The 22475-nt window shown below is 73.2% G+C and carries 19 protein-coding genes; 11 read left to right on the top strand and 8 right to left on the bottom strand.

All coding sequences use genetic code 11. The features are described 5' to 3' along the window. The first annotated feature begins 295 nt into the window (after positions 1-295). The 5 genes from ACIBAD_RS25705 to ACIBAD_RS25685 all read left to right on the top strand — a co-directional run bounded on the left by ACIBAD_RS25705 (position 296) and on the right by ACIBAD_RS25685 (position 7047). The gene (locus tag ACIBAD_RS25705) at positions 296-2323 is read left to right on the top strand and encodes a hypothetical protein (protein WP_398908707.1); all 2028 of its coding nucleotides are present in this window, start codon (positions 296-298) and stop codon (positions 2321-2323) included. A gap of 106 nt (positions 2324-2429) precedes the next feature. After that, the gene (pelF, locus tag ACIBAD_RS25700) at positions 2430-3944 is read left to right on the top strand and encodes a GT4 family glycosyltransferase PelF (protein WP_398908705.1); all 1515 of its coding nucleotides are present in this window, start codon (positions 2430-2432) and stop codon (positions 3942-3944) included. Then, positions 3941-5479: a hypothetical protein gene (locus ACIBAD_RS25695; protein ID WP_398908703.1), complete on the top strand. Its 1539-nt coding sequence runs from the start codon at positions 3941-3943 to the stop codon at positions 5477-5479. The genes pelF and ACIBAD_RS25695 overlap by 4 nt, the downstream gene beginning before the upstream one ends. An 84-nt stretch (positions 5480-5563) precedes the next feature. Next, positions 5564-6211 (top strand): spherulation-specific family 4 protein, encoded by a 648-nt coding sequence (locus tag ACIBAD_RS25690; protein WP_134075819.1) that lies wholly within the window; start codon positions 5564-5566, stop codon positions 6209-6211. Further along, on the top strand, positions 6208-7047 hold the full coding sequence (locus ACIBAD_RS25685) for an endo alpha-1,4 polygalactosaminidase (protein WP_134075135.1): 840 nt from the start codon (positions 6208-6210) through the stop codon (positions 7045-7047). Before ACIBAD_RS25690 ends, ACIBAD_RS25685 begins: the two co-directional genes overlap by 4 nt. On the opposite strand, the gene ACIBAD_RS25680 is transcribed toward ACIBAD_RS25685, so the two are convergent. From ACIBAD_RS25680 to ACIBAD_RS25660, 5 genes are all read right to left on the bottom strand, one after another. Then, entirely contained in the window at positions 7040-8212 is a 1173-nt protein-coding gene (locus ACIBAD_RS25680; RefSeq protein WP_119097726.1) for a histidine kinase, read from the bottom strand. The two genes, ACIBAD_RS25685 and ACIBAD_RS25680, sit on opposite strands and share 8 nt — an antisense overlap. A gap of 85 nt (positions 8213-8297) precedes the next feature. After that, positions 8298-9032 carry a hypothetical protein gene (locus tag ACIBAD_RS25675; protein ID WP_208329140.1) on the bottom strand — a complete coding sequence of 245 codons (735 nt, stop codon included), beginning with the start codon at positions 9030-9032 and terminating at the stop codon, positions 8298-8300. Next, positions 9029-10930 (bottom strand): phosphatidylglycerol lysyltransferase domain-containing protein, encoded by a 1902-nt coding sequence (locus ACIBAD_RS25670; protein ID WP_398908699.1) that lies wholly within the window; start codon positions 10928-10930, stop codon positions 9029-9031. The genes ACIBAD_RS25675 and ACIBAD_RS25670 overlap by 4 nt, the downstream gene beginning before the upstream one ends. 89 nt (positions 10931-11019) lie before the next feature. Continuing rightward, on the bottom strand, positions 11020-12099 hold the full coding sequence (gene cobT / locus ACIBAD_RS25665; protein WP_134075133.1) for a nicotinate-nucleotide--dimethylbenzimidazole phosphoribosyltransferase: 1080 nt from the start codon (positions 12097-12099) through the stop codon (positions 11020-11022). Between the two features lie 71 nt (positions 12100-12170). Beyond that, positions 12171-13376, bottom strand: coding sequence for a bifunctional adenosylcobinamide kinase/adenosylcobinamide-phosphate guanylyltransferase (locus ACIBAD_RS25660; RefSeq protein ID WP_398908696.1), 1206 nt, complete (start codon positions 13374-13376; stop codon positions 12171-12173). A 124-nt stretch (positions 13377-13500) separates the two neighbouring features. Here ACIBAD_RS25660 and ACIBAD_RS25655 point away from each other — a divergent pair, with 124 nt between their 5' ends. Then, positions 13501-13713, top strand: coding sequence for a hypothetical protein (locus tag ACIBAD_RS25655; protein ID WP_053692955.1), 213 nt, complete (start codon positions 13501-13503; stop codon positions 13711-13713). Between the two features lie 77 nt (positions 13714-13790). On the opposite strand, the gene ACIBAD_RS25650 is transcribed toward ACIBAD_RS25655, so the two are convergent. Next, positions 13791-14549: a class I SAM-dependent methyltransferase gene (locus ACIBAD_RS25650; protein ID WP_134075818.1), complete on the bottom strand. Its 759-nt coding sequence runs from the start codon at positions 14547-14549 to the stop codon at positions 13791-13793. A gap of 50 nt (positions 14550-14599) precedes the next feature. Then, complete coding sequence (locus ACIBAD_RS25645; protein WP_134075132.1) at positions 14600-15208, bottom strand: DUF3043 domain-containing protein; 609 nt, start codon at positions 15206-15208, stop codon at positions 14600-14602. 264 nt (positions 15209-15472) lie between these two features. Here ACIBAD_RS25645 and ACIBAD_RS25640 point away from each other — a divergent pair, with 264 nt between their 5' ends. Further along, the gene (locus ACIBAD_RS25640) at positions 15473-16270 is read left to right on the top strand and encodes a PspA/IM30 family protein (protein ID WP_134075131.1); all 798 of its coding nucleotides are present in this window, start codon (positions 15473-15475) and stop codon (positions 16268-16270) included. 13 nt (positions 16271-16283) lie between these two features. Next, the gene (locus ACIBAD_RS25635; protein ID WP_398908694.1) at positions 16284-16562 is read left to right on the top strand and encodes a hypothetical protein; all 279 of its coding nucleotides are present in this window, start codon (positions 16284-16286) and stop codon (positions 16560-16562) included. A 106-nt stretch (positions 16563-16668) separates the two neighbouring features. On the opposite strand, the gene ACIBAD_RS25630 is transcribed toward ACIBAD_RS25635, so the two are convergent. Then, positions 16669-17457, bottom strand: a complete 789-nt coding sequence (locus ACIBAD_RS25630; RefSeq protein WP_134075129.1) for a hypothetical protein — start codon at positions 17455-17457, stop codon at positions 16669-16671. Positions 17458-17546: 89 nt separating this feature from the next. Between ACIBAD_RS25630 and ACIBAD_RS25625 the strand changes: the two genes are divergently transcribed. From ACIBAD_RS25625 to ACIBAD_RS25615, 3 genes are all read left to right on the top strand, one after another. Further along, on the top strand, positions 17547-18389 hold the full coding sequence (locus ACIBAD_RS25625; RefSeq protein ID WP_134075128.1) for an adenosylcobinamide-GDP ribazoletransferase: 843 nt from the start codon (positions 17547-17549) through the stop codon (positions 18387-18389). Between the two features lie 39 nt (positions 18390-18428). Continuing rightward, positions 18429-19127, top strand: a complete 699-nt coding sequence (locus tag ACIBAD_RS25620; protein ID WP_134075127.1) for a response regulator transcription factor — start codon at positions 18429-18431, stop codon at positions 19125-19127. A gap of 199 nt (positions 19128-19326) precedes the next feature. Further along, positions 19327-22458, top strand: coding sequence for an efflux RND transporter permease subunit (locus tag ACIBAD_RS25615; RefSeq protein WP_134075126.1), 3132 nt, complete (start codon positions 19327-19329; stop codon positions 22456-22458). Positions 22459-22475: the final 17 nt, after the last annotated feature.

Raw genomic sequence — 22475 nt, 5'->3', positions numbered from 1 at the left:
CATCCGCAGCGATCGTATTCCGGCCCGACGGCCGCCAGAAATGAGCCTACGCGTACCGGCTGGTCCGCACGGCACTCGAAGGTTTGGCAAGTTGTTCGATCAAGACGCCGGGAGATTCACCCATCCGTGGTTTCCGGACCAGGTTTGCCCCTTAGACCTGACGAGGTCCGAGAGACTCGACCCACTCTCGCAAGGGGGCGCGGGGTCCCTTTGCATGATTTCCACAGAGCCTCCTCGGCCCGGCCGACCGCCACAGGGCCGTAGTCGAGTGATGCCTGCGGGGGGAAAGGCCGAAATGGTCAACAAGAACCGGATGAACAGGGCTGCCGCCGCGATGGGGGTGGCAGCGCTGATGTCCGTGGCACTGCCCGCCGCGACCGCGCACGCGGTCGTCACACCGCGCATCGACCTGAAAGTGCTCGTCGTCGACGACGGCGGCAGCTCGGTCGAGGCCATCACAGCGGAGCTCCGGGACACCGGCGTCCCCTACACCAGGGTCCTCCTGGGCAGCTCCGGGCGCCCGGTCATCGACGCAGGGTTCCTCAGCGACACCGTCGACGGCCGGCCGCGCGCCAAGTACCAGGGCGTCGTGCTGCCGAACGAGAACCCGTTCGGCGAGGGCTCGGCCGAGATGGCGGCGCTCAGCGCGTACGAGACGACGTACAGCATCCGCCAGGTCGACGCGTACACCTGGGCCCACCCGGGCGTCGGCCTCGAATACACCGACAACGGCGGCTACAGCGGGCAGCTCGACGGCACGCAGGCCGCCGTCACCGCTGCCGGCAAGGCGGGCCCCTTCGGCTACCTCGGCGGCCAGGTCGCCTTCGAGGACAACTCGGCCCTGGTCCCCGAGAGCTACGGCTTCATGGGCAAGCCGCGGGCCGGCTACACCAGCTACCTCGACGCGCCCGTCGCCGGGGGACGGGCCTCGCTCGTCGGCGAGTACGCGCACGACGGGCGCAGCGAACTGGTCGTCACCTTCGGCTACAACCAGTACCAGCAGCAGTTCCGGCTGCTGGCCCGCGGCATCGTGGACTGGCTGACCCAGGGGGTCCACCTCGGCCAGGAGCGCAACTACTTCGCGGTCCACGTCGACGACGTCTTCGCCCCGGACGCCCGGTGGAGCAAGGAGCTCAACTGCACGCCCGGCGACTACGCCTGCGCGGGCGGCGAGGGCAAGGAGAGCACCATCCGGATGACCGCCGCCGACGCCCAGTACGCGGCGCAGTGGCAGACCGGCAAGAACTTCAAACTCGACCTCCTCTTCAACGCCGGCGCCGGCGAGGAGTGGAAGACCGAGAACGGCGGCACCGACGCCCTCACCGCGCAGCTGGTCGCCGACCGGGCCAAGTACCGCTGGATGAACCACACGTACACGCACCCCTTCCTCGGCTGCGTCCAGGACACCGCCACCATCCCGTGGACCTGTACGAAGAACACCGCGGGCGCGATCAACTGGATGAGCCGGGCCGACATCTCCGCCCAGATCCGCGACAACAACAACTGGGCCGCCGCCAAGGGCATCACCACCGACCGCACCGAGCTCGTCACCGGCGAGCACTCCGGTCTCAAGACCCTGCCGCAGCAGGCCCAGGACAACCCCAACTTGGCGGGCGCCCTCGCCGACAACGGGGTCAAGTGGGCGGGCAGCGACAGCTCGCGCGAACCCGCGCAGCGCGCGGTCGGCGCCGCCCTGACCGTCCCCCGCTACCCGATGAACGTGTACTACAACACGGGCACCAACGCGGAGATGGCCGACGAGTACAACTGGATCTACACCAGCCGCGCCGACGGCGGCAGCGGGGTCTGCGAGGACAACCCCGCCACCTCCACCTGCCTCCCGGCCCCCCTCGACACCGGCACCGGCTACCTGGACTACATCGTCCCCGCCGAGGCACGGACCGCCCTGCGCCACGTCCTGGCCAACGACCCGCGCCCGCACTACGTCCACCAGTCCAACCTCGCCGAGGACCGCACCCTCTACCCGGTGCTCAACCAGGTCCTCGACACCTACCGCGCGCTCTACGCGCCCAGCGCCCCGATCGTGAACCAGAGCATGAAGGACACCGGGGTCGAGCTCAGCCGCCGGGCCGCCTGGGACAAGGCCATCGCCAACAACCAGGTCACCGCCTACCGCATCGGCACCGCCGTCACCGTCAAGGCACCCTCGGGCGTCGTCGCCCCCGTGACCGCGCCCACCGGCACCAAGAAGCAGCTCCTGCTGGGCGCCGCCGACTTCGGCACCGCCTACGCGGGCAGCCGCTCGGCGTGGACCGCACCCGAACTGCTGCAGAGCGCGGTCACCCTCAAGCTGCCCAGCTGACCGCTGCCCGGCCGACCACCGTCCGGCTTCGATACCGGGTACCACCCAGCGCCGGCGCTCCACACACGGGCGCCGGCCCCTTTTCCGTCCTGGGGGGACACAGCACATGAGCCATGGGCGTCACGTCACCATGCTCACCGAAGGCACATATCCGCACGTCCACGGGGGAGTCAGCACCTGGTGCGACCAGCTGGTGCGCGGGATGCCGGAGGTCGACTTCAACGTCATAGCCCTGACCGGCTCCGGACGCGAGCCGGTCACGTGGGAGCTGCCCCGCAACGTCTACCGGCACACCGCCGTCCCGCTCTGGGGACCGGTGCCCGGCCGCGGCCGCCGCTCGGCCCTGCGGGGCAAGGCGCACCGCCGGTTCACGGCCACCTACGAAACCTTCCTGCACTCCCTGCTCGACCCGGCCCACGGCGGGTTCTCCGAAGCCCTGCACGAACTCGCCGTCCTGGCCCGGGCCGGCCGCCTCGCCGCGGCCCTGCGCTCCGAATCGGTCCTGCGCCTGCTGATGGCCGTGTGGACCCGCCCCGGCCTCCCCACCGCCGCCGCGGAGCCCACCATCCACGACGCGCTCACCGCCACCGACCTGATCGAGCACGCGCTGCGGCCGCTGTCCGTACGCATCCCGCCCGACAGCGTCGCGCACGCGGTCAGCAGCGGGCTCGCCACCCTCCCGGCCCTCGCCGCCAAGTACCTCGACAAGGTGCCCTTCCTCCTCACCGAGCACGGCATCTACCTGCGCGAGCGCTACCTCGGCTACCGCACCGCCGAGCAGCGCTGGCCCGTCAAGGCCCTGCTGCTCGGCTTCTACCGGGAGCTCAACACCGAGGGCTACCGGCAGGCCGACCTCATCACCCCGTGCAACCAGTACAACCGCCGCTGGGAGGAGCGCGGCGGCGCCGCCCCCGACCGCATCCGCACGGTCTACAACGGCGTCGACCCGTACGCCTTCCCCGACGCCGGACCCGAACCCGAGGTGCCCACCCTCAGCTGGTGCGGGCGCATCGACCCGATCAAGGACCTCGAAACCCTCATCCGGGCCTACGCGTTCATGCGCGAGGAGCTGCCCGCCCTGCGGCTGCGCCTGTTCGGCCCGGTCCCGGCCGGCTGCGAGGAGTACAAGCTGAGCCTGGAGGCACTCGGCGCCGAACTCGGCGTGGCCGACGGGATCTCGTACGAGGGCCGCATCGAGCAGGTCGCGCAGGCGTACGCGGCCGGCAGCGTCGTCATGCTGTCCAGCATCAGCGAGGGCTTCCCCTTCAGCATCATCGAGGCCATGTCCTGCGGCCGCACCACCGTCTCCACCGACGTCGGCGGGGTACGGGAGGCCGTCGGCGACACCGGGCTCGTGGTCCCGCCGCGCGAACCGGAGACCATGGCCCGCGCCGCCCTCGCCCTGCTCCGCGACGACGAACGCCGGGCCGAACTGGGGCGCCGCTCCCGCAAACGGGTCGTCGAGAAGTTCACGCTCCACCAGTCCGTGGACGGCTTCCGGCACATCTACCGCGAACTCGCCGGCCAGCCCGTCCTGCCCGTCCGCGCGGGCGACGACTGGACGCAGCGGCTCGCCGACCCCTGGTACCGCGAACTCGCCGCCGACGGGAGCCTGTGGTGAGCGGATCCCTCTGGCTGCGCGTCCCCGGCGGCGACACCCTCCCCGCCATCCCCCGGCCCCGCCGCACCGGGCCGGGGGACCCCGGCCCGGCCGGCGACCCCATGGACCAACTCGCCGAACGCCTCGACGGGTTGATCGCGGCGGCCGTCCACCCGGACGAGATCGCCGCCGTCCTCGAATCCGACGGGATGACCGACGAACACATCCGGCTCACCTACGGGCGCCACGACTCCTTCGGCCTCGCCGAGGAGCTCTACGCCCGCGTGCCCCGCGCCTTCCCGGAGCCCGAACACGTCCCCGACCCCTGGAAGGTCTCCCTCACCGCCTGCCTGCTGCGCGGGGTCGTCTTCGCGCTGCCCGGCCTCGCCTACGTCCTGGGCGCCCCCCTGCTGGAGGGCCCCAAGGACCGGCTCGGGCTACCCGCCGGGACGCTGACCCTGCTCGCCGGGGCGCTCATCGGCTGGGTGTGGGACCAGACCCTGTCCCACCGCGCCTACACCTGGCTGGGCCTCGGCGACCGGGCCGCCGCCGGGCGGACCCTGCTCGTCGGGGCCCCCGTCGGCGCCCTGCTCGGCATCGCCGCCGCGCTGACCGTGCCCGGCGGGCCGCCGTTCAGTTACGCGTTCGCCGCCGGGCAGGCCCTGTACGTCGGTGCCGCCACCGTCCTGCTGGTCCTCGGCCGGGAGCGGGTGCTGCTCGCCGCGCTCGGCCCGATGGCCGCCGGGGCGGTGCTCGCGCTCTTCACCGACCCGCCCGTGCCCGTACGGGTGGGCCTGCTGGCGGTGTCCCTGCTGGCCGCCTGCGCCCTCGCCGTACGGGAGCTGCCGGTGGCCGAGGGCGTACGGGCCGGTGTGCGCCGGATCCGGGTCCGGGCCGGCCACCGGCCCGGGGAAGGCCCGGTGCGCTGGCGGATGCTGCGGGGCGCCGAGGAGGAGTACGGCCCGCGCGGACCCGGGATCGGGGACTCCGTGCCGTACGGGATGTTCGGCCTCGGCACCGGCCTGCTGGTCCTGTACGCCGCCCTGGGGGAGGTGCTCGCCGGGGGGCCCGCCGAGGCCGTCGCCGCCCCCTCGGCGGTGGCGCTCACCCTCAGCATGGGGCCCGCCGAGTGGCTCCTGCACCGGTTCCGCAGCGGGAGCCTGGCCGGGCTGCGGGCGGCCCGCTCGCCCCGGCAGTTCTGGCTGCGGATGCTCGGCACGCTGGGCCGCTGCCTCGCCGCGTACCTGGCGGTGCTGCTGGCCCTCGGGCTGGCCGGCACCCTGCTCTGGCCGGGCGCCCCCGGCCTGACCGGGGTCCGGGCCGCGACCCTGCTGCTGCTCGGCGCCGTCATGTGGACCGGGCTGCTGCTCCAGTCCTTCGGGGCGGTCCGGCCCGCGGCCGCGGTCTGCGCCTCGGCGGCGCTCGCCCAGAGCCTGGCGCTGCTGCTGGGGCTGGGGCAGCCGCGGCTCGTCCAGCTGGTGGTGGCGGGCGCGGCCGCGGCCGTGCTGGGTGCGCTCGTCTGCCTCCTGCTGGGCCGGGCGACGGCCCACCGCTGATCCCGCCGATCCCGCTGATCCCGTAAAACGTCCTCGTACACAGCGACTTGGTACAACGTGACCCCGTACAAGAAGAAGGTCCTGATGCTGCTGGTGCCGCTCTACGAGCACCCCGCCGACCGGCCCGAGGACTGGGAGCGGCTCATCCGCTCCGCCGGCCGGCTGCACTCCGTGGTCCTCAACCCCGCCAGCGGGCCGGGCGAGGCCCCCGACGAGCGGTTCGCCGCCGTGGCGCAGCGGCTGCGCGACGCCGGGGTGCCCGTCCTCGGGTACACCGACACCGACTACGGGCGGCGCCCGCACTCCGCCGTGGTGCAGGACCTGCTGCGCCACCGCGACTGGTACGGCGCCGACGGGGCCTTCCTCGACCAGGCCTCCGCGGATCCGGCGCTGCTCTCGCACTACGGGCGGCTCGGCATCGCCGCCCGGGCCGCCGGCGCCCGTACCCTCGTCCTCAACCACGGGGTCCACCCGCACCCCGGCTACGCCGAACTCGCCGATCTGCTGGTCACTTTCGAGGGGCCCTGGGACGCCTACCGGGACGCCTCGGTGCCGCCCTGGACGGCCGAGCACCCCGCCCAGCGGTTCTGCCACCTCGTGTACGCGGTCCCGCCGGGCGCGCCCGCCGGCGAGCTCGCCCGGCAGCGGGGGGCCGGGGTGCACTGCGCGGTCCCCGGGACCGGCGCGCACCCGTGGGGGACCCTCCCGTACGCCCTGGAGGCCGCCGGATGACCCGCTCGCCGCGCGGCGCGGTGCGCGTCGGCCGCGTCCTGCCGCTCGCCCTGCTGCTCCTGCTGGCCGCCTGCGCCACCGAGGGGCCGGAGGAGCCGGACGACGTGTCGCCCGCCCCGGCGCCCGGGGAGCGCTGGCAGCCCGCACCGGGCGTCAGCTGGCAGTGGCAGCTCACCGGGGAGCTGGACACCTCGGTGAGGGCGGCGGTGTACGACGTCGACGGGTTCACCACCACCAAGGAGCAGGTCGGCGCCCTGAAGACGGCCGGCCGGCGGACCGTCTGCTACCTGTCCACCGGCGCCTGGGAGGAGTTCCGCCCCGACGCCGAGGCCTTCCCGAAGGCGCTGCTCGGCGAGGGCAACGGCTGGGAGGGCGAGCGCTGGCTGGACATCCGGCGGCTCGCCGAACTGGAGCCGCTGATGGCCAAGCGGTTGGACATGTGCCGCGAGAAGGGCTTCGACGCGGTGGAGCCGGACAACATGGACGGCTACCGCAACACGTCGGGCTTCCCGCTCACCGCCGAGGACCAGCTGGCGTACAACCGGCTGATCGCGAAGCTGGCGCACGACCGGGGGCTGGCGGTCGGGCTGAAGAACGACCTCGACCAGGTCCCGCAGCTGGTGGGGGACTTCGACTTCGCCGTCAACGAGCAGTGCGCCCAGTACGACGAGTGCGAGCGGCTCACCCCGTTCATCGCGGCGGGCAAGGCCGTCTTCCACGTGGAGTACGAGGGCCGGATCGGCCAGTGGTGCGGGCAGTCGCAGGAACTGAAGCTCAGCTCGCTGCAGAAGAAGTACGAACTGGGCGCCTGGCGGCAGTTCTGCCCCTCTAGGTGACGGGGAGGACGGCGTGCACCCGGTAGCCGCCGCCGAACCGGGGCCCGGCGAAGCAGGAGCCGCCCAGGGCCGTGGCCCGCTCGCGCATGCCGAGCAGCCCGTGGCCGCCGCCCTCGCCGTCGTCCTCCCCGGCAGCGGCGGTGCCGCCGTCGTCCAGCACGGTCACCTCCACCGAGGCGTCCACCCGGACCACGCTGACCTCGGCCCGGACCTCCGGCCCGGCGTGCTTGCGCACGTTGGTCAGCGCCTCCTGGATCACCCGGTACGCCGCCAGGTCCACGGCGGCCGGCAGCGGATCCCGGTCCCGGCCCAGTTCGACCATCACCTTCACCGGCAGCCCGGCGTGCCGGAAGGTGTCCACCAGCTCGTCCAGGACGGCCAGCCCCGGCGCCGGCTCGGTCGGCGCCTCCGGGTCGCCGGACTGCCGCAGCAGCCCGACCGTGGCCCGCAGCTCGTTCAGCGCCGAACGGCTCGCGTCCCGTACGTGGGCCAGGGCCTCCTTGGCCTGGTCGGGACGCTTGTCCATGACGTGCGCGGCCACCCCCGCCTGCACGTTGACCAGGGCGATGTGGTGGGCCACCACGTCGTGCAGGTCCCGGGCGATCCGCAGCCGCTCCTCCGCGACCCGCCGCCGGGCCTCCTCCTCGCGGGTCCGCTCGGCCCGTTCGGCCCGCTCCCGTATGGCGTCGATGAACGCCCGGCGGCTGCGCACGGCGTCGCCGGCGGCCGCGGCCATCCCGGTCCACGCGAAGATGCCGATGTTCTCCTGCGCGTACCAGGGCAGCGGGCCGGCCAGCATGGCCACGCCCGTCAGCCCCGCCATCGTGAGCAGGGCGATCCGCCAGGTGGTGGGCCGGTCGGTACGGGAGGCCAGCGTGTACAGGGCGATCACCGTGGACATGGCGACCGGGGCCCGCGGTTCGCCGGTGGCCAGCTCCAGCAGGCACAGCCCGATGGTCACGGCGAGCACCGTGCGGGTGTGCCGGCGCCGGAACACCAGCGCGGCCGCACCCAGCACCATCAGCAGGAGGGAGAGCGGCTCGGGGGTCTGGGTCCCGAAGGTGGGCCCGTGCGGCCCGTGCGGATCGGCGAAGGAGCCGACGACCATCGAGACGAGCGCCCCGAGCGCGAGGACGGCATCGGTGGCGAGCGGATGGGCCCGCATCCAGTGCCGGGTGGGGGCGAACGGCCCGAGGTCTGTCGTCACCCCGATACGGTACGGCCTGCCCCGGGCGGGACGGGCGGGCCCGTCAGGTGCCGGGACGCTGCGGGGGCAGCGGGGCCGGCGGGGGCGGGCGCCGGCCGAGGGGGACGCGGGAGCGCTCCGGTCCCCACTTCGCGCGGACCACGCACACCGCCATGACGGCGGCGATGGCCGCCAGGTGCTCCTTGCCGGCCAGGTTGTCCTTGACCAGCACCTCGCCGATCATCACCGCGATCACGATGGCGCCGGTCAGGTAGGCCCGGTACCGCCAGCACACGTAGATCGCGAGGCCGACCACCGCCGCCGAGGGCCCGGTGTCGTTGACGACGCGGTCCGACACGGGCAGGCCGAAGGGGTGGCCGGGGCCCAGCGAGAGCCCGATCCGCGCGTACGTGGTCCCGGCGAGGGTGGCGACGTAGCCGATGGCCAGCGTGCGCCACCAGCCGATGCAGATCTCCGAGATCCCGAAGACCAGCAGGATCTGGGCGAGCGCCCCCCACACGGGCAGGTCGAGGGCGGGGACGAACAAGGACAGCGGGGTGCGCAGCAGGGCCAGCCACAGCGGGTCGGCGGCTTTCACCGAGCCGAGGTTCTGGACCGGCTGGAACCCCCAGGACGTGTTCTGGACGATCTGGAAGACCGAGGTCAGGCAGACGGCCCCCAGGGTCATCGGGGCCGCCCGCCACTTGTCGCGGACCAGGGCGTCCCGGACGGTCCAGAACAGGGGCCCCCACTCGCGGCGGGCGAACCGCCGCAGGGGGGTGGTCGTCCAAGCCGTCAACGATTGGTCTCCAGATGCTTGCGGTTCAGCCACTTCGGCAGCCCGGGAGCCTCCAGGAAGCCCTCGGCCCGCCCCGCCGCGATACCGATCCGCAGCAGGTCGGAGCTCTTCTCGAAGAGCATGAACCGCGGCTCCCAGATCGGCCGGTATTTGGCGTTGGCCCGGTAGAGGGACTCGATCTGCCACCAGCGGGAGAAGAAGCTCAGCAGCGAGCGCCACATGCGCAGCACCGGACCCGCGCCGAGCTTGGACCCCCGCTCGAAGACGGAACGGAACATCGCGAAGTTGAGCGAGACCTGTGTGACGCCGATCTCCTTGGAGCGTTCGAGGAGTTCGATGACCATGAACTCCATCAGGCCGTTCTCGGAATCGCGGTCGCGGCGCATCAGGTCCAGCGACAGCCCCTTGGGGCCCCACGGCACGAAGGACAGCACGGCGCGCAGATCGCCGTTGCCGTCGGTGCACTCCAGCATCACGCACTGGCCGTCGCCGGGGTCGCCCAGTCGGCCCAGTGCCATCGAGAAGCCGCGCTCGGTGGCGCCGTCGCGCCAGTCGTCGGCCCGCGTGAGGAGTACGTCCATCTCGTCGGCCGGGATGTCGGCGTGGCGGCGGATCCGGACGGTGTACCCGGCGCGCCTGACGCGGTTGTAGGCCTGCCGGACGGTCCGCATGGCGCGGCCCTCCAGGGTGAACTCGTCGGTCTCCACGATGGCTTCGTCGCCGAGCTCCAGCGCGTCCAGTCCGTGGCGCGCGTAGATCTGCCCGGCTTCCTCGCTGGCGCCCATCACGGCCGGCACCCAGCCGTGCTCGCGGGCCTCGGCCAGCCAGGGCTCGATGGCACCGGGCCAGGCCTCGGGGTCGCCGATCGGGTCGCCGGAGGCCAGCGAGACGCCGCCGACGACGCGGTACGTGACGGCCGCCTTGCCGGTCGGGGACCAGATGACGGACTTCTCGCGGCGCAGCGCGAAGTAGCCGAGCGAATCGCGGTCGCCCTGCTTGGCGAGCAGCGCGCGCAGCTTCTCCTCGTCCTCCGCGGTAAGGGGGTCGACGGCGCGGCGCGAGCGGAAGGCGGCGAGCAGCACGGCGATCAGGAGCAGCGTGGACATGACGTTGATCACGATGTCCACCCAGCCGGGCGTGGTGATCGCGGCGTAGTCGCGGGCGTTCGGCTCCAGGGTGATCAGCCGCATCACGCCGTACCGCCAGCGGGCCAGGAACGTGGCCTCGGCGGCGTCCGGGTCGGTGTTGGCGGCGCCGACGATCAGCGCGGCGAGCAGCGAGGTGCACAGCAGGCCCACGGCGCCGACGGCGGTGGCCAGCTTGGGGTTGGAGCGGTCGCCCTTGGCGTAGAACTCGCGGCGGCCGAGCAGCAGGGCGCCGACGAAGGCCGCGGTCAGGGCGAGGGAGACCCAGTTCTGGGTGTGGTCGCGGAACTCCGGGTAGCAGAGGTTGAAGTCACCGCTGGTGCACGGGGCGAAGGCCGCCGTGGCGAAGGCCAGCAGCAGCATGCCGCTGAGCACCAGGTTCAGGATCCAGGCGGCCCGCTTGCGGCGGCCCATGGTGACCGCGAGCAGCAGCGAGAACAGGCCGGAGGCGAAGCCCGCCGTGAGCAGGTACGGGGTGTAGAAGTCGGCGGTGTTGTGCCGGCGCAGGTCCTGGCCGAGCGAAAGCCACACCGCGCTCAGGAAGTTGACGAAGGTGACGGCGCGCAGGTACCAGACCGCGAACGCGGCGCTGCGCCGCGAGCGGGCCGATCCCCGGCCGGTCTCCCGGCCGCCCCCCTCGTCCTTCTTCTCGTCTTTCCTGCTGTTCGTGTCCTTGCCGGACGCCTGGGCCGCCTTGGCGGCCTTCACGGCGGTCCGGTCGATGTCTGCGCTGGTCAAGCGGGCCTCTCCCATGAAACGCGATGATATGGGGCGCCGCCGTGCACGGGTGGCCCGGTCCGGGGGCGCGCGGCCGGTCGGGCCGCAGCGCCCCGGAGCGGGCGCTACGGGGTGTCCCCCTGGTCGTTCGGCTCCTGCGCCGCCTGCTCCGGGAGTTCCGCCGCGAGTGCGGCGGCCGCCTGGACCAGGGGGAGGGCCAGCAATGCCCCGGTTCCTTCTCCCACAGTGACGCCGTGGTCGAGCACGGGGTTGAGTGCCATCCGGTCCAGGGCCTTCGCCTGCCCCGGCTCCCCGCTGGCCTGTCCGGCCAGCCACCAGTCGGGAGCCCGGAACGCGGCGCGCTGGGCCACGAGCCCGCACGCTGCGGAAACGACCCCGTCGAGGATGACGGGCGTACGGCGCACCGCGCACTGGAGCAGGAAGCCGGTGATCGCGGCCACGTCCGCACCGCCGACCGCCGCGAGCAGGGCCACCTGGTCGCCGAGGACCGGGCGGGCCCGGCGCAGCGCGTCGCGGATCGCCGCGCACTTGCGCATCCAGGTCAGGTCGTCGACGGGCCGCCCGCCGCGCCCGGTGACCACGGAGGCATCGGTTCCGCACAGGGCCGCGACGAGCGTCGCCGCGACCGTGGTTCCACCGACGCTCAAGTCGCCCAGGACCACGAGGTCGGTGCCGGAGTCGGCCTCCTCGTCGGCGATCCGCATGCCGAGCCGCAGGGCCGCTTCGGCCTCTTCCCGGGTGAGCGCGTCCTCGACGTCGATGCGCCCGCTGCCGCGGCGCACCCGGTGGCGGACCACGTCCTCGGGCAGCAGCCCGGGCTCGCAGTCCAGACCGGCGTCCACGATCCGTACGCCGGCGCCGAGGCGCCCGGCGAGGATCGACACGGGGCTGTTCCCGTCGAGCACCGAGCGCACCAACGCGTGGGCGCCGCCGGGGGTCCGGGCGGACACCCCCGCGGCGGCGATCCCGTGGTCGGCGGCGAACAGCACGACGCGGGGCCGCTCGATCGGACGGACGGGCACCCGCCCCTGCGCGGCGGCGAGCCACTCGGCGAGCTCGTCGAGCCGCCCCAGTGCCCCGGCCGGCACGGCCAGCCGCTCACGGCGTTCCTCGGCGTCACGCCGGACGCCCCCGTCGGGGCGCTCGATCAGATCGGAGAAGTCGTCGAGATTCAGCGTGGTCATCTGCCAGAGCGTACAGCGGGTAAGGCCCTCCCCAAGCCCCGTCCCGCGACCTCGCCGGGCGGTGCGCGCGGTCACTCCTTCAGGACCACCGCCTGCCCGGCCACCACCAGCAGGACGTGCTCGCACTCGCCCGCCACCAGGCTGTTCAGGCGCCCCAGTTCGTCGCGGAACCGCCGCCCGGAAGCGGTCGCGGGAACGACCCCCGAGCCCACCTCGTTGCTGACGGCCACCACCGTGCGGCGGGTCGCGCGCACCGCGGCCACCAGCTCCGCCACCCGCTCCCGCAGCTCCTTCTGGCCCTGCCCCGCCCAGACGGCGTCGTCCCAGGCGCCCACCCGGTCCATCGCGTCCGTCAGCCACAGCGCCAGACAGTCGATCAGCAGCGGCGGCCCTCCCTCCGCCAGCAGCGGCGCGAGCTCGCAGGTCTCCACCGTCCGCCAGCTCGCCGGCCGCCGCTCCCGGTGCAGGCCGACCCGCGCCGCCCATTCCGCGTCGCCGGCCCGGGAGCCGCCGGTTGCCACGTACACCACCTCCGGGAAGCCGGCCAGGCGCCGCTCCGCCTCGACGGACTTCCCCGAGCGGGCCCCGCCGAGCACCAGCGTCCGGCGCGGCAGGTCCGGCACCGCGTGGTACTCGCCGACCGTCACGGTCGTCCCGTCCGGCACCGCCCGCGCCCCGGCCGCGGCGCACCGGCGCTCCAGCTCCCGGCCCGGCGGGACGTCGTGGTCCAGGTGCACGGCGATCACGTCCGTCGTCGGCCCGGCGGCGCCGCTCGCCCGCAGCCGGGCCAGCGCCTCCGGCCGGCCGAGCACGTCCGCGAGGACCATGTCGTACGGGCGCTGCCCGACGACCCCGTCCGTCCCCGCCGGCGCACCGCCGGGCGGGAGGTACAGCAGCCGGCTCCCGTCGGGGCCGGTCACCTCGTACCCGGTGCCCGGCGCGTCCATCGGCACCGCCCGCACCCGGTGCCCGCTGATCACCGCGAGCTCCCGCCCGTCCGGCACCCGCCCGGCGGCCGGCAGCCCCGGGGGCAGCTCCACCGGCGGTCCGTCGTGCGGATGGGTGAGCAGGACCTGCCGTACGCCGGCCAGCGAATGCCCCGCGCGGGCGCCGGCCAGCACCGCCCCGGGGGTCAGGTCGAGCAGCAGCGCCCCGTCGACGAGCAGGGACGTCGCGGTGCGCGCGCGGGGGCCGACGGAGACCGCGCAGGCCGCGCAGGGACAGCCGGGGCGGGGCAGTCCTTCGGGTGTGCCGGTGCCGAGCAGAGTGAGTTCCACAGGAAGATCCTCCCGCGTCCCCGAGAGTGCTGCGCGCCCGGCTACTCTGCGGGCAGACTTAGGGCACCCCTGGGCGGGAAGCGTGCGGGAACGTGCGAGCAGCGGACGAGCAACGGAGGCGGACATGGCGTGGACGTGGCGGTTCGAGACGGCCGACGGCACCGAGACGAGCCCGGCGGTCGAGCCGGAGGAGTTCACCACGCAGGGCGACGCGGAGTCGTGGATCGGCGAGGTGTGGAAGGAGCTGCTGGACGGCGGCACCGAGACGGTGAAGCTGTCCGACGACAACGGCACCGAGCTGTACACGATGAGCCTGCGCGCGGCGCTCGACGCCTGAGCGGCAGCCGCCGACGCGAGAAGCCCGGACCCCGTACGGGGTCCGGGCTTCTGCCGGTGTCTCGGGGTTCGCTGGCTTCAGCCCCGTACGCCGCACAGGTGCAGCAGCGCGGCGACCCCGCGGTACGGGTCGGTCCGCCCGGCGCGGTCCTCGGCGGCCAGCAGCCGCTCCAGCTCCTCGTCCGGGGGGAGCTTGTCGCCGGCCTCGGTGCCGTCGGTGAAGACGCGTACGCCGTACCAGGCCGACAGCGGGGCGCCGATCCCGGACAGCGTGGCCGTGAGCCCGGCCAGCCGGTCGGCCCGTACGTCCAGGCCCAGCCGGTTCGTGTAGTCGACGGTGTCGAAGGCGGCGAGCGCGGCCGACCAGTCGGCGGCCAGTCCGGGCCGCATCGCGAGGGCGTCGCCGTTGCGCACCAGCAGGGACAGCAGTCCGCCGGGCGCCAGCATCCGGGCCAGCCCGGCCAGCATCGCGTCCGGCTCGGGCACGTACATCAGTACGCCGTGGCAGAGCACCACGTCGAAGCTGCCCGGCAGGAAGTGCGCGCCGGTCTCGCGGCCGTCGCCCTCCAGGAGCTCGACCCGGTCCTGGATCCCGGCGGGCTCGGCCGCCAGCGCCTCCTGGGCCACGGCCAGCATGGCGGGATCCTGTTCGAGTCCGGTGACCTTGTGCCCGGCGCGGGCGAGACGCAGCGCCTGGGTGCCCTGGCCCATGCCGACGTCGAGGACGCGCAGCCGCTGCCCGACCGGGAAGCGGTGCGCGATCTGTTCGTCGACCTGCCGGCCCACGAGTTCCTGGCGGACGGCGTTGCGCAGTCCGCCCAGTCCCTCAAGCCACAGCCTGGCGCCCCCCGCGAAGCCGTCCCCCGACGCTCCGGGCTTTCCTCCGGTCAGGGCCGTTCCCCGCGCTTGACCTGCGGCTTCGGCAGGCGCAGCCGGCGCATCTGCAGGGTGCGCATCAGGCCGTACGCGACCGCGCCGCGGCGCGGCTCGTCGGGGAAGCGCTGGGCGAGCGCCTTGCGCAGCCGGAAGCCGAGGCCGACGGAGTCGACGAGGATCAGGGCGATCACGCCGAGCCACAGCAGCAGGGCGATGTTCTGGATGGACGGCACCCGCACCATGCTCAGCACCAGGATGATCACTGCCAGCGGCAGGAACATCTCGGCGACGGAGAAGCGGGAGTCCACGTAGTCGCGGACGAACTTGCGCACGGGGCCCTTGTCGCGGGCCGGCAGATAACGCTGGTCGCCGTTGGCGAGGGCCTCGCGCTGCTTTGCCATCTCTTCGCGACGGCGCTCGCGGGCGCGCTTTGCATCCTCCTTGCGATTGCCGGTCGATGCCACGACGGCCTTGCGCTGCGACTGGGCCACAGCACGCTTCGGCGTCGGGCGGCCCTTGGGGGCCTGCGGGTCACGGGGCTGCGAGAGGTCGGCGCTCACCTTGTCGGTGGCGGCGGCCTTCTCTTCCTTGGAGGAACGGCTACCAAACACAAAACCCAAGCGTACGTGGTCGCGGCCGGGTACCCCACTCCGCCGGGGAACGATCCGGCAACGGCGGGCGTCTTCCCTGTGCAGGGTTCGTACGGCGGGCGCGCCGGTCGGGGGAGCACCTACTCCCTACGCCTGACACGGGCGCGAGTGGAGTCGTCCTGGAGGAGGAGCGCATCCGTACACGAACAGTGCGGTAATGGAGACAGGGCCCGTACTGTGGGTCCTGTCGGTGACCTGGAGCACAGTCCGTCTAGAAGGGGGCGCGCGAAGCCCATGAGCGGTGTCATGAAGCGTATGGGGATGATCTTCCGCGCGAAGGCGAACAAGGCCCTGGACCGGGCCGAGGACCCGCGCGAGACCCTCGACTACTCGTATCAGAAGCAGCTGGAGCTGCTGCAGAAGGTGCGCCGCGGCGTCGCCGACGTGGCGACCTCCCGCAAGCGCCTTGAGCTGCAGCTCAACCAGCTCCAGGGCCAGTCCGCCAAGCTGGAGGACCAGGGCCGCAAGGCCCTCGCCCTGGGCCGCGAGGACCTGGCCCGCGAGGCGCTGTCCCGGCGCGCCTCGCTGCAGCAGCAGGTCAGCGACCTTGAGGTGCAGCACCAGACCCTCCAGGGCGAGGAGGAGAAGCTGACGCTGGCCGCGCAGCGCCTGCAGGCCAAGGTGGACGCCTTCCGCACGAAGAAGGAGACCATCAAGGCGACGTACACGGCGGCGCAGGCGCAGACCCGCATCGCGGAGTCCTTCTCCGGCATCTCGGAGGAGATGAGCGACGTCGGCCTGGCCATCCAGCGGGCCGAGGACAAGACCGCCCAGCTCCAGGCCCGGGCCGGCGCGATCGACGAGCTGCTGGCCTCCGGCGCCCTCGACGACCAGAGCGGCCTCGGTTCCAAGGACGACATCCAGGCCGAGCTGGACCGCCTCTCCGGCGGTACGGACGTGGAGCTGGAGCTCCAGCGGATGAAGGCCGAGCTGGCGGGCGGCTCGTCGGCGCAGCAGCAGGCCATCGAGGGCGGCGCCCCCGGCAACGCCCAGCAGCCCTCCCAGACCCAGCACCGCTTCGACAAGCAGTAGGACGGGGTCCGTCATGATTGTCCGCATCATGGGGGAAGGCCAGGTGAAGGTGGCCGACAGCCACTTCTCCGAGCTCAACAAGCTGGACGACGAGCTGCTCGCGGAGATGGAGAGCGGCGACGAGGAGGGCTTCCGGCGGACGCTGGGCGCACTGCTGGATGCCGTACGGCGGCTCGGCGAGCCGCTGCCGGACGATGCGCTGGAGCCTTCCGAACTGATCCTCCCGGCGCAGGACGCCTCGCTCGACGAGGTCAAGGAGATGCTCAGCGACGACGGGCTGATCCCGGGCTGACCCGGATGTGACGGCGCCCGGCCGTCCCCCTGCGCGGGGGCGGGCCGGGCGCCGCCGTGTTTCCCGGGGCCTCGCCCGTGCTCCGGTGCCCCGGGGCTCCGGTACTTCAGTGCTTCGTCGGCTTCGTCGGCTTCGTCGGCTTCGAGATCTGCGCCCGCTCCGGATCCGGGGTCCCGCCGATGAAGTTCTCGAACTTGCGGCGCGGGGCCGCCCAGCGCCGGTCGTGGTGGAACGCGCGCAGCCTGGCCTTGGCACGGGCCCGCGGGCGATTCGCGTAGAACCGCTTCGCGTAAGGGGAGCCGGGCCGGGCCAGCCGGATCGCCCCGATCAGCGCCACGAAGGGGACGACCGTGCCGAAGAACGCGGTGCGCGCCTTGCCCTTCCACAGGGCGATCAGGGCCAGGAAGAAGTTGGTGGCGGTGTTCAGGACCACCAGCCCGCGGCTCTGCCGCTCGTCGGCGGTCAGGTCGTTGACGCCGAAGGGCAGGAACCCGCCCAGCACCAGCGCCACCAGTGCGGCGGTCAGGACCACGATCTCGACGCTCTTGCGGCCCTGCTCGCTCCAGTAGACGTCGTCGAGGTGCAGGATCAGCGCGAACTCGTCCAGTACGAGCCCCGCGCCCAGCCCGAAGATCACGGCGGAGAGCATGGCGCCGAAACCGTGCCGGCCGCTGCCCACGGCGCCGAACCCGCCGATGATCACGAGGATGACGCCGGGCACCACGTGGTGGACGTGCACGCCGCCCGGGGTGATGTTCTTGAACGGCCCCCGTCCCGCCCGGATCAGGCGGGTGATCACGCGGGTGATCAGGAACGACAGGACGAACGAGAGCAGGGCGAGGAGCAGCGGGAGTTTGCCCGGCTCGACGATGTTCCGGTACCACCAGTGCCCCATGCCGTCGGCTCCCCTGTTGTGACAGCTCCCCCGATTTTTCCCGTATGCGGCAATTTACCGCCCGCGGCGAACAGGTAGCGTTCGCGCCGATGAAAGATTCGTTCGACGACCAGCTCCCCGAGCCGCCCGAGCAGCCCCTGACGCCGCCCGACGAGCGCGCCTCGCTGCGCGACGGCGTGCGCTTCGCCTTCGGAACGCTCACCGTGCTGCCCGCCCGCATCACCCGCTGGGACCGGCCCGCGGCCCGTACCGGCATGGCCTGCGCGCCGCTCGCCGGGCTCGTCGTGGGCACCCTCGCGGCCCTGCCGGGGGTGCTGCTGCTGGTCCTGGGCGGCGGCCCGATGCTCGCGGCGGCCGTCACCGTCGCCGTACCGGCCGCCCTGACGCGGGGGCTGCACCTCGACGGGCTCGCCGACACCGCCGACGGGCTGGGCAGCGCGAAGCCGGCCGGGGCGGCGCTGCGGATCATGAAGCAGTCCGACATCGGCCCCTTCGGGGTGGTGGCGCTGCTCCTGGTCCTGCTGGTCCAGGTCGGGGCGCTGGCGGACCTCTACGCCGAGAGCTGGGTCCACGGGGCCCTGGCGACGGTCATCGCCGCCGTCACCGCCCGGCTGGCCATGACGCTGGCCTCCCGCGACGGCGTACCGCCGGCCCGCCCCGAGGGGCTGGGGGCGGCGGTCGCCGGGGTGCTCCCCAAGGGTTCGGCCGCCGGGCTCGCCGCTCTGGTGACCGTCCTGGCCGGGGCCGCCGCCCTGCCGGTGGGGCCGGGCGCCGCCGTCCAGTGCGCCGGTGCGGTCCTGATCGCCCTGGCGACGGCGGAGCTGCTGCTCCGCCGGTGCGTACGCCGCTTCGACGGGGTCACGGGCGACGTCTTCGGCGCCCTCGCCGAGATCGGGGCGACCTCGGCCCTCGTCGTCCTGGCCCTGGGCTGACAGCCCTCCCCGGTCAGGCGACCGCGTAGGGTGCGGGGCGTGGAAGAGACGCCGACGACCATCAGGGTGCTGCTCGCCGACGACCAGGCCCTGCTCCGCAGCGCGTTCAAGGTGCTGGTCGACTCCGAGCCCGACATGGAGGTCGTCGGCGAGGCCTCCGACGGGGCCCAGGCCTGCGCGCTCGCCCGGGAGACCCGGCCCGACGTGGTCCTCATGGACATCCGGATGCCCGGCACGGACGGGCTCGCCGCCACCCGCTTGATCAGCGCCGACCCCGAACTCGCCGCCGTCCGCGTGGTCATGCTGACGACCTTCGAGGTCGACGAGTACGTCGTCCAGTCCCTGCGGGCCGGCGCCTCCGGGTTCCTCGGCAAGGGCGCCGAGCCCGACGAGCTCCTCAACGCCATCCGCGTCGCGGCCGCCGGGGAGGCGCTGCTCTCCCCGGCCGCCACCAAAGGGCTCATCGCCACCTTCCTCGCCCAGGGCGGCGGCGCCGACCCCGCCGCCCCCGTCGCGCACGCCGAGCGGCTCGCCGCACTGACCGTCCGCGAGCGCGAGGTGCTCGTCCACGTCGCCGCGGGCCTGTCCAACGACGAGATCGCCGGACGGCTCGAAGTCAGCCCGCTCACCGTCAAGACCCACGTGAACCGGGCCATGGCCAAGCTGGGCGCCCGTGACCGGGCCCAACTGGTCGTCGTCGCCTACGAATCGGGACTGGTCCGGCCCCGGGCCGAATAGCGCCCGGTCGCGCACGGGCCCGGGGGCGCGGCAGCGCGCACAGCCGTGGAGTACGGCCGCGTACTGCGGACGCGGTATGCGGCACATAAAGACGCGGGACCTGGGGGCGACGCAGCGCCGCCCCGGCGTACGGAAGGCTGAAGGCCCGCGGCCTTCAGGCCCAGCCCCGCGCACGCCACTGCAGAGAGATCCCACACCCATGTCCTGGCTGTCCCGCTTCAGCCTGGCCCAAAGAGCGCTGATCGGCCTCGTGTCGATCACCGCACTGCTCTTCGGCGCCATAGCCATCCCGCAGCTCAAGCAGCAGCTGCTGCCGTCCATCGACCTGCCGATGGTGTCCGTGCTCGCGCCGTACCAGGGCGCCTCGCCCGACGTGGTGGAGAAGCAGGTCATCGAGCCCATCGAGGCCGCCCTCAAGGGCGTCGACGGCATCACCGGCATCACCTCCACCGCCAGCGAGGGCAACGCCCTCATCATGGCCAGGTTCGACTACGGCGACAGCGGCACCAAGCAGCTCGTCGCCGACGTCCAGCAGGCCGTGAACCGGGCCCGCGTACGGCTGCCCGCCGAGGTGGACCCGCAGGTCGTGGCCGGCTCCACCGACGACATCCCCACCGTCGTCCTCGCCGTCACCTCGGACAAGGACCAGCAGGCGCTCGCGGACCAGCTGGGCCGCTCCGTCGTCCCCGTCCTCGAAGACATCGAGGGCGTCGGCCAGGTGAGCGTCGACGGGGTCCAGGACCTCCAGGTCGCCGTCACCCCCGACAACGCCAAGCTCGCGGCGGCCGGCCTCGACGGCGCCTCCCTCGCCCAGGGCCTCCAGGCGGGCGGCGCGACCGTCCCCGCCGGCTCCTTCGACGAGGCCGGCAAGAACCGGACCGTCCGCGTCGGCGGCGGCTACACCTCCCTCGCCCAGCTCCAGGACCTGCGCCTGAGCGCCGGCCCCGGCAGGCCGGCCGTGCGCCTGGGCGACGTCGCCACCGTCACGCAGGAGCCCGCCAAGGCCGTCTCCCTCACCCGGACCAACGGCAAGCCCAGCCTCGCCCTCGTCCTCACCATGGACAAGGACGGCAGCGCCGTCGCGATCTCCGACGCCGTCCAGGACAAGCTGCCGGAGCTGCGCTCCGCACTCGGCGCGGGCGCCGAGCTGACCGTCGTCAGCGACCAGGGCCCGCCCGTCGCCAAGTCCATCTCCAGCCTCACCACCGAGGGCCTGCTCGGGCTGCTCTTCGCGGTGATCGTGATCCTGGTCTTCCTGGCCTCGCTGCGCTCGACGCTGGTCACCGCGGTCTCCATCCCGCTGTCCGTGGTCCTCGCGCTGATCGTGCTGTGGACCCGCGACCTGTCGCTCAACATGCTGACCCTGGGCGCCCTCACCATCGCCATCGGCCGCGTCGTCGACGACTCGATCGTGGTCCTGGAGAACATCAAGCGCCACCTCGGCTACGGCGAGGAGCGCGAGGCCGCGATCATCGCCGCGGTCAAGGAGGTCGCCGGCGCGGTCACCTCCTCCACGCTCACCACCGTCGCCGTCTTCCTGCCGATCGGCTTCGTCGGCGGCATGGTCGGCGAGTTCTTCGGCCCGTTCTCCCTCACCGTCGCCGCGGCCCTGCTGGCCTCGCTGATCGTCTCCCTGACCGTCGTTCCCGTGCTCTCGTACTGGTTCCTGCGCGCGCCCGAGGGCGCTGCCGAGAATCCGGAGAAGGCGCGGCGCGAGGCCGAGGAGAAGGAGGCGAAGAGCCGCCTCCAGCGCTTCTACGTACGGACCCTGGGCCTGGTCACCCGCCGCCGGATCGCCACCCTCACCGTCGCGGTCGTCCTGCTCATCGCCACCTTCGGGATGGCGCCCCTGCTGAAGACCAACTTCTTCGACCAGGGCGAGCAGAGCGTCCTGACGGTCAAGCAGCAGCTGCCCCCGGGCACCTCGCTGGCCGCCTCCGACGCGGCGAGCCGGCGGGTCGAGAAGGCCCTGACCGGGATCGAGGGCGTCAAGGACTACCAGGTCACCGTCGGCTCCTCCGGCTTCCTGGCCGCCTTCGGCGGCGGTACGGGCTCCAACCAGGCCTCGTACCAGGTCACCCTGGAGGACTCCGGCGACTCCGAGGGCGTCAAGAAGCGCATCGAGGACGCGCTCGGCAAGCTCGACGGCATCGGCGACACCAGCATCTCGGCGGGCGGCGGCTTCGGCAGCCAGAACCTGAGCGTGGTCGTCAAGGCCGGCGACGCGGAGGTCCTCGCCAAGGCCGCCGAGCAGGTCCGGGCCGAGGTGGCCACGCTCGACGACGTCACCGACGTCCAGAGCGACCTCTCCCAGTCCGTGCCCCGGATCTCGGTGACCGCCACCCCGAAGGCCGCGGAGGCGGGCCTGAACCAGGCCGCCCTCGGCGCGATCGTCGCCCAGGCCGTACGGGGCAACCCGGCGGGCAAGGCCGTACTGGACAACACCGAGCGGGACGTCGTCATCAAGTCCGCGCACCCGGCCACCACCCTGGCCGAACTGCAGGCGCTCCCCGTCGGCCCGGTCAAGCTCGGCGACGTCGCCGAGGTCAAGGAGGTCCCCGGCCCGGTCTCGATGACCCGGATCGACGGCGCCCGCGCCGCCACCGTCACCGCGAAGCCGGTCGGCGACAACACCGGCGCGATCGGCGCCGAGCTCCAGACGAAGATCAAGGCCCTGGACCTTCCGGACGGGGCCACCGCCACCATCGGGGGCGTCTCCGAGGACCAGGGCGACGCGTTCGCCTCCCTGGGCCTGGCCATGCTCGCGGCCGTCGCGATCGTGTTCATGCTGCTCGTGGCCACGTTCCGGTCGCTGGTCCAGCCGCTGGTCCTGCTGGTCTCCATCCCCTTCGCGGCGACCGGCGCGCTCGGCCTGCTGCTGGTGACCGGCACCCCGCTGGGCGTCCCGGCGATGATCGGCATGCTGATGCTCATCGGCATCGTCGTGACCAACGCGATCGTCCTGATCGACCTGGTCAACCAGTACCGCGCCCAGGGGCTCGGCGTGGTCGAGGCCGTCATCGAGGGCGGCCGGCACCGCCTGCGCCCGATCCTCATGACGGCCCTCGCGACGATCTTCGCGTTGCTCCCGATGGCGCTCGGCGTCACCGGCGGGGGCGGGTTCATCTCGCAGCCGCTCGCGGTGGTGGTGATCGGCGGCCTGGTCAGCTCGACCCTGCTGACGCTGCTCCTGGTGCCGACCCTCTACACGATGATCGAACTCCGCAAGGAGCGCCGCCGCGCGAAGCGCGAGGCCAAGCGCACGGCCCGCCTGACGGTGGTCCCGTCCCCGGAGGAGTCCTCGGACGAGGAGTCTCCGGTCAGGGTCTGACGCACGGTCCGGTGAAC

Origin of the sequence: Streptomyces sp. NPDC051109, assembly GCF_044455885.1 — a bacterium.
In the GTDB taxonomy this organism is placed as follows: Bacteria; Actinomycetota; Actinomycetes; order Streptomycetales; family Streptomycetaceae; genus Streptomyces.
Note: the sequence above shows the minus strand (reverse complement) of the source record. Positions and strands in the feature narration are given on the sequence as shown.